This window comes from Hydrogenophaga sp. 2FB (assembly GCF_005503365.1).
GTDB lineage: Bacteria > Pseudomonadota > Gammaproteobacteria > Burkholderiales > Burkholderiaceae_C > Hydrogenophaga.
In genome coordinates this window covers 1-7,282 of record NZ_SCML01000101.1, presented here as the reverse complement: position 1 = coordinate 7,282, position 7,282 = coordinate 1, and the positions used below count along the sequence as shown (strand labels likewise).

6 protein-coding genes and 1 pseudogene are annotated in these 7,282 nt (G+C 62.1%); 3 read left to right on the top strand and 4 right to left on the bottom strand.

Annotated elements, in window-relative coordinates:
• Nucleotides 1-44 precede the first annotated feature (44 nt).
• Nucleotides 45-755, bottom strand: coding sequence for a tyrosine-type recombinase/integrase (locus FFS09_RS30080; RefSeq protein WP_212745188.1), 711 nt, complete (start codon nt 753-755; stop codon nt 45-47).
• Between the two features lie 113 nt (nt 756-868).
• Here FFS09_RS30080 and FFS09_RS30075 point away from each other — a divergent pair, with 113 nt between their 5' ends.
• A complete protein-coding gene (locus tag FFS09_RS30075; RefSeq protein WP_137922574.1) occupies nt 869-1,885 on the top strand; it encodes a DNA-binding protein in 1,017 nt (338 codons plus the stop codon).
• Nucleotides 1,886-2,013: 128 nt separating this feature from the next.
• Here FFS09_RS30075 and FFS09_RS30070 read toward each other — a convergent pair whose 3' ends face one another.
• Nucleotides 2,014-2,838, bottom strand: a complete 825-nt coding sequence (locus tag FFS09_RS30070) for a hypothetical protein (RefSeq protein ID WP_137922573.1) — start codon at nt 2,836-2,838, stop codon at nt 2,014-2,016.
• A gap of 258 nt (nt 2,839-3,096) precedes the next feature.
• On the bottom strand, nt 3,097-6,048 hold the full coding sequence (locus FFS09_RS30065) for a Tn3 family transposase (protein ID WP_212745187.1): 2,952 nt from the start codon (nt 6,046-6,048) through the stop codon (nt 3,097-3,099).
• Nucleotides 6,049-6,131: 83 nt separating this feature from the next.
• Here FFS09_RS30065 and FFS09_RS30060 point away from each other — a divergent pair.
• Nucleotides 6,132-6,839: pseudogene (locus FFS09_RS30060) on the top strand (TauD/TfdA family dioxygenase); the annotation flags it as partial.
• Between the two features lie 121 nt (nt 6,840-6,960).
• Entirely contained in the window at nt 6,961-7,137 is a 177-nt protein-coding gene (locus FFS09_RS31635) for a TauD/TfdA family dioxygenase (RefSeq protein ID WP_354595910.1), read from the top strand.
• Here FFS09_RS31635 and FFS09_RS30960 read toward each other — a convergent pair.
• A partial coding sequence (locus FFS09_RS30960) for a hypothetical protein (protein ID WP_212745186.1) occupies nt 7,058-7,282 on the bottom strand: 225 nt, incomplete at its 5' end. The genes FFS09_RS31635 and FFS09_RS30960 overlap by 80 nt on opposite strands.

Here is a 7,282-nt window from a genome sequence, read left to right as displayed (position 1 = left end):
CGCCTGAAAAAGTGAACAGGAAAACCAATGAAATCAAGGGCTTATCAGACCACCCCTACGCCAGTGCTCGATCTCCTACCGTCACTTTTGACAACGAAAACAAATCGACCCCCAGACACGCGCATCGCGCCGATGTAGAGCAGGGAGAGTAGCCACCGTGACCGGGCCGCGTGCGCTCGTTCGCGGTCACTGCCTGCGGGCATCAGTTCGACGGTCTGTCGAAGCGCCTGCCAATGCGCCATCGGCAAGAAGCGCGTCACGCGCGAGGCCCGCTGCTGGCGCTTGCGCCGTGCCAGGGTGAGCGGATTGCCGGCCAGGTAGCCCGCTTCGACCAGCCAGCTGAACAGGTTGTTGACGATGGACAAGGCCTGGCGCACGCTGGCGGCACTCAGCGGGCCGGCGAAAGGCCGCCACGCCGGCGAGTTGCGCGCAGGCTTCTGCCCGGGACTCATGATCCACCGGTGGGCGGGTTCCGGATTGCCCAGAAAGCGCTGGTAGACCAGCAGGTCCTCGTGCGTCAGGTCCGACAAGGCGACCTGGTGCTGGAGCACGCACCACAACAGGAAACGCTCGGATTCCTTGCGGTAGCTGGCCAGCGTAGCCGGTGAGTCCACATACCGCGCGAGCCAGACGAGAACCGCCGAGCGGTCGTCGACCGCTGCGATCTGCTGGCGTCCCCCACCCCGGTTGCGCCCAGCACGGCCATCCAACCGTTCAGGCACGACGATTTGGTCGATGGTGGTGATGTCGGACACGGGCATGTTTCGTTTTTGAAGGCAAACCTGCAATTATGGACATTAGACTGATTATGTCCATAGATGAGCTATTGATTCAAATAATTCAACATACTACGTTGTATTATTTATTCATGAACATCGAATCAGAAATCCAGGCGGAGATCGAATCCCTCAAGGAACAGTTCAGCGAAACCAAGGCCTTGTACCGCGAGGTCTGCGCGCTGCTGTTCTTTCGGCACGGGATCACGCCCACGGCCAACAAGCTTTACCAGTACGTGCGCAAGGGTTCGATGAGCGCACCGGCAGAAGCGCTGACCAGGTTCTGGGATGAGTTGCGCAACAAGGCCCGGGTGCAGATCGACCACCCGGACCTGCCCGAAGCGCTCAAAGTGGCCGCAGCCGAGACCGTGAAGACCATTTGGGGGCAAGCGACCGAGCTGGCCAGGACCGAGCTGGCGGCCCTTCGAGTGGAAGCGCAGGCCGAGACGGCCAAAGCATTGGCGGATCTGGAAGCCGAGCAGGATCGCGTCAACGCAGCAGAGGTTCTCAATCAGGAGATGCGCGGGCACCTGGCCGAATTGGAGGTTCAGCTTCAAGCGAGCAACGGGGCCCATGAGAGCGAACGCCGTTCGCACGCGGCCACCATGGCACGCACGGAAGCGCTGCAGCACCAAGTGGGCGAGTTACAAGCCCAGCAGGAACGCATCCGGGCGGATTTCAGCGCCGAGCTGGACAAAGGGCGCACAGCCATCGAAGCCGCCAATGAGCGGGCCGCCGGTGCCGAGCGTCGGGCGCTTCGCGAAATCGAACAGGAGCGCGCCGGGCGCACGGTGGTCGAAAAAAATCTGGAAGGCGTGCGCGCCAAGCTGGTTGAGACTGAACGCCGAAGCCAGTCCAAGGCGCTGGAGGTCGTCACGGCAATCACCCGGATGGGCGCCGAACTCGAAGCCGCCAAGGCAGCAGTCAAAAACCTCACGGCATCTCTCGACGCTCAGAACCAGCAGTTGCAGGACGCCCGGCAGCAGGCATCACAGTTCAAGGCTGAAGCCGACACGTTGCGCAGCCTGGTCGAGCAGTTCAAACCCGCTGCACCATCAAAGGCAGTGCGAGCCAGCACTGAGGGACTATCTAAAAAGCGTCACAACTGAGCAGTAGCCTCGCTACGCTGGGGTTAATGAATATTGGCAACCATACGCTGTACAGCGTATGAAGCGTTTTGAGCACATTGTCGGGCGCGGCAATTCTGAGTGTTGGCACGGCTGGTGACCCGAGCAACTCACTGTTGCCGATACGTCTGGATGAGTTCTTTGGCCTTGGCGAATGCAGTTTCGTAGAGCTCTGGCGAGTTGCGCTGCAGGTTGCTCACGACGCGGCCGTGCGCCTCGCGGCTGAGCCGGAATTCGACGACGCCAAATCGTTGAGCGATTTCCCTGACATCCGCTTTGCCCCAGCTGTCTTCCCCCATCCCGTCTGGGTGCAGAACGAAGCTATGAACATAGCCATCGGCCCCGTGCTCGGTTCCCTCCGCGCCCGGCTCGAATCGGATGGCCAGTAGCGCTACGGGGTCCAAGCCCGTCAGCACACGCATCGCTTCCGCGAACGCGGCACACCTGCCGAATGTGTATACGGCCGCCTCGGCGGCTGGAACGCAGGGTGCCAACCGCTTGGGGATCGAAGCCAGATAGGCTGTGTTGGCCTCGATGGCTTTGGCTGCGCTATTGATCTTGGCCGGATCGGGTGCGCAGCGCAGAGGCAGCGTCGCGAGCGCGCTCTCAGCGTAATAGCGCGTCCGGACACCACCCATGCCGTGCCGCATGGCTATGGGCCGAATCGTTCGATGAATGAAGTCACCGAGTGACCGGTTGCCTCGCACATCAAAAATCCGGGATCCATTGTCCGCCACGTAGACGCGCAGCGGTTTGCAATCCTCAAGAGGAACGTTGTTGTCCGGATCAAGCGACGGCACCCACCAGTCAACGTGGAGCAGCCAGCCCGTCACACGCGCGAGCGCCACCGCGAAGTTGACGCCATCTTCCGCCTCCCACTCATTGACCAAGGCCGGCGCAAAGGCCGTGCGCTGCTTGAGCTTGGCTTGTCCCATCATTCTTCTCCGTGATGACCCACCTTCGGGTAGCAGGCCATTGTCAGTCCCAAACCCTAACCCGGTGAATCGCACGAAAAATGAGCTGGCTGTTTTTTCGGCACTCCGCTAAGTCGTTGATTTCATTGATCTACGCAAACCGCTAACCGGGTGAATTGCACGTGAAAAGAGCCGGTTCCGAAAATCCACCATTCCCGACCATGTGCCCTCGACACCGGCCGTCAGGTGCTTCAACCTCCGTCTTGCGGACGACCAGGATCAAACCCGGCGCGCGCGCAGCTTGGACTGACGCTGAATGAGGGCGTCGGCGTACAAATCGATCTCGAAGGTGATGGTGCCCTTGAAGTTCACGTGCTCAAAGTGAACCGGCCCGATGCGTCGGATCCATTGGTCCTCGATGGGGTGCTTGAGCGCTTTCCAGCGGTCCACAACATCTTGCATCTTCATGGTGTTCCAGGCGATCACCACGTTGGTCAGCAGGGTGTGGGATGTCGAGATGGCGCGCAGTTCATCGGCCCGACGACCACGCGAGACGCCCACGCGCCCGTGGTACACGGCGCGCTGCAATTGATGGATGGACTCGCCGCGGTTCAGCAGTGAGTGCATTTCGCGGCGGAACTCAGGGATGGTGAAGTAGTCGCACAGAAAAACGGTGCGCAGGAGCTTTCCCAGTTCGTCTGCGGCCGCGTGCACAGGATCCCCCCGGGCGGCGCTGCCCAGGCGGGCGATGGCTTCCGCGGCCGTGAGGCGGCCCTGTCGGATGGAGGCGATCAGGCGCAGCAGCTCCATCCAGCCGGCACGGATCTTCCGCAGCGATACCTTGCCCACGACCAACCGCTCCAGCGATTCGGGCGGCGCAGCACCCCAGGCCATGAACATCTTGCGCTCCGACAGCTGGCGCAAGCGAACACACAGATCGAAGCCCAGCAGCTTGGCGATCGCCATGGCTGCGTTGGTGTAGCCATGGGTGTCGACGGCCAGCAGGGACAGGCGGATCTGATCCTCGCGCCGGGTGCAGTTGTGCGCTTCGACGCCGTGCACCGCTGGCGCGGCCTGCCGGTCGTTGATGACGATGGGCTGGTCGTGAAACAGCGCCCAGGTGTCGAGCATGTGCACATAGATGCCCACCCCATGCTGTTTGCGGCGGTACTCCATGCGCGCCGAGTGCAGATGCCGCGAGGTATCGAGCGTCATCGAATCGGAGGATGCCTTGTCGCCTCGGCCCCAGAGCATTGCAATCGGCATGCTCTGCTGAAAGTCGATGATGCGCGAGTTGGCCTCCCTCAGGCGCCCGGTGGCCTCCAGCGCACGCATGGCCATCGAAATCTGTGAGACTTGCAGGCCGGGGATCATGGCGCACACGCCTTTGGCGTTGTTCTCCGTCCCATGCGCGTACAGGGCGCCGTAGACCGCCTTCAGCTCACCAATGTCCTTCGCCATCCGGCCCAGCAGCGCCTGGCTGAAGCGGGTTTTGGCATCCACCTCAACCAGCATGTCGGCGAACTGCGCGCCGCCGATCATGTTGAACATGCTCTCGCGGGTCTTCGTGACCTGGGGTTCGACTTCAAGCGCCTGGATGGGTGCGATGCTGATGTGACCCTGGTTGTCGATGGTGAGCGCGCCTTCCTCGACAGCTTTGGCAAGTTGGGCCAGGCCGGCGTCGACGCGCTCCAACACGCGACCCAGGAACTTGTCGGGATCGTCGGTGAGACTCAGGGCCCGGATGAGCGACTTGTTCTTGTCTGTCCATTCCTGCTCAGACATCAGTTGATCGGCTCGACTGCGGTGTCGGCTGCTGTGCGCCAGCCAGAGCCTTCCGCCCTTGATGGCCTTGCGCAGTGCCGTCGCTGCACTGACCTTCAGTGCAGCAAGAGCGAGCTTGCGGTCTGGCCCCTGCAACAACAGATGCCAGCCAGGGTCGGCAAAAGACACATCGAGTCCCTCAGGCAGGCTGGTTGCCCCCCGTTTGGCCAGGTCGCGCAGCAACTTGAGCTGCCTCAGCGCCTTGTCCGACGCCTCACCTCTGATCTCCAGGATGCCCAGTGAATTGAGGAGCGCTGAGACACGTGGTGCTTCTTCCTTCACCAGTGCTTCGCGGACCAACTGGGCTCGCGTGCCAGCGAAGTTGGGCTCGTTTTGCGGCACCAGCTCGCGCATCGCTGCGACGATTTGCGCGGCGGTCAGCTTTTTGTCGTAAAGGACTTCCTTGAGCTTCACCCGCTCAGCGCGCAAATCGACGGAGCTGTCCGCTTGCTTCTTGAGCACCTTGCCGGAGGCCTTGCGGTAGAGATCGGTGAGGCGCCGCGCGCCCATCTCCGCGGCCAGGTCGGTCTGTTCCAGCAATGTCACGTGCAGGAATGCGACCATCTCCAGCTCGCGCTGCTCAGGGGACAGGTTCTTTGTTGCTGAAGGTGCTCGATTGACCACCTCCTGGCTGTAAGCCTTCAACCGATTCAGCGCAATTGCCGACAGCTTCCACTCGTGGACGTGCAATGCCTTTAGGCACTCGATTTTTTTGGTGACCTCGCTCAGGGTGAGCTGACCATGCTTGCCCGGCGGCGTGCGCAGCCACTCCAGCACGCTGTGCCCGCCCGGTCCAGATCGTTTTGAGAACGCGTGCAACAGCGCTCTGTGGATGTGCTCGCGCGGCACGCCTGAGCGAATAGATTCCAGCGCCGCATTCTCCTGGTCGGCAAATGCCGTGCGGGCCATGTCCCTGAGGGCCCGATCGCCAGGCAGCACGAGGCGGCGGTCGAAAAGCCAGTGCTCCGACTGACTCACCAGATCGTTCACCGAGATCGCAGTCGTGGCAAGCTCGTGCAGGGCATCCGCAAGCAGCGCTTTTGTGGTTTCGTCCACGACCGCGAAGCCAACGCGTTGCCGTGCCCAAAGCTGATGCTCGAAGCGGGTATCTCGGTCCTTGTACAGTGAAGTCACGGATGCAATGTCCGTCGCGCTCATGCCCAGTGTTGATGTCAGGTGCCGCAGCAGCACGGGTGGCAGGCCCGAGAGGGCATCTGGGTGTCGTCCAGTGGCCCGCAGCATCACCAGTTGAACGGCCGCGCCAAGGCGAGCTGTACCCCTGAAGCGGGGCGGGCGAAGCTCGTGGATGTCTTCTGCGCTCAGGCCGAAGCATTCTTCAACCTCGCGCCTGGACAGAGACTTGGGAAGGGTGTCGGATCCGACAAAACGCAGATAGAAGCTTGGCAAGCTGGTTCCCCCTGGCCTGCGCAGTTCCAAGCCTTGCGGAAGTCTACGGAATTGTTCTCGTAGGTTCCAGATGGTTTGAGCGAATGCGGGTTAACCCTCGGCTGCTAAACCGGCGTTCTGCACCGGAAATGAGGTCGCCCCAGTTCGGGGGCTCGATGGCGTGGCGCGCCGCCGACCTGCGGGATGACGAATGGCGATTGGCGCTGCCGGGTCCGGTGATCACCGAACTAGGGGCCGTCGTCGACAAGGTGCGCGGCGCAACCGTGCCGGCGGTGGCGCTGCGACCGGAGGATTTCCTGTTGCCGGCCACGCGACAGTTCATGGCCAAGGTCAGGTCCCGGCTGCGAGAGGGCCGCGGCTTTGTCGTCTTGAATGGCCTGCCGGTGCGCGAATGGGCTGGGGCGGGCAGCACGCTCGCGTATTGGCTTCTCTCCGGCCTGGTGGCGCGGCCAGTCGCGCAGAAACTGGACGGGACGCTCGTCTCCGACGTTCATGACACAGGCCTGCAGGCCACGCCGGGGTCGGGCGTGCGGCCGGACAAAACGAGCATCGAGCAATATTTTCACAACGACAACGCGTACAACCGCGGTCAACCGGAGTTCGTCGGCCTGCTGTGCCTGCAGTCGGCTGTCGAAGGGGGGCGTAGCGGCGTGGCGAGCATTCGCGCCGTTCACAACGATCTGCTGCGACAACATCCGGCCGCCCTGGCGCGCCTCTACCAGCCGTTCCTGTTCGACCGTCAGAAGGAGCATGCGGCCGGTGAGCCGGGTGCGGTCAGTGCACCGATTTTCGCCAGCGACAAAGGCGAGCTCAAGATGCGCATGGGCCTCTATCGGCTACTGAACGCCTACAGGTTGCCTGGAAAACGAGCTCGACGCGGAAGGCGCGCGGGCCATCGAACTGCTCAGGGAAGTGCTGGCCGATCCTGGCCTGTGCCACAACTTCACGATGGAAGCGGGCGACATCCAGTTTGTGAACAACCTGGCCACCTGCCATCGCCGCACTGCGTTCATCGATCATCCGGTGCATAAGCGGCATCTCGTTCGCCTGTGGCTGAGGGACGCGGGTTGGCGGGGGTACGACGGCTGAGGATGGCCGACCCGCGGCGACGCAGCACCACCGGCTTGGGGGTCGATTTGTTTTCGTTGTCAAAAGTGACGGTAGGAGATCGAGCACTGGCGTAGGGGTGGCCTGCCAAGCCATTGATTTCATTGGGTTTCCTGTTGATTTTTTT

Bases quoted from the DNA above. Each gene is read 5' to 3' on its own strand.
- FFS09_RS30075 (WP_137922574.1), top strand. From the start codon at position 869: ATGAACATCGAATCAGAAATCCAGGCGGAGATCGAATCCCTCAAGGAA.
- FFS09_RS30070 (WP_137922573.1), bottom strand. From the start codon at position 2,838: ATGGGACAAGCCAAGCTCAAGCAGCGCACGGCCTTTGCGCCGGCCTTG.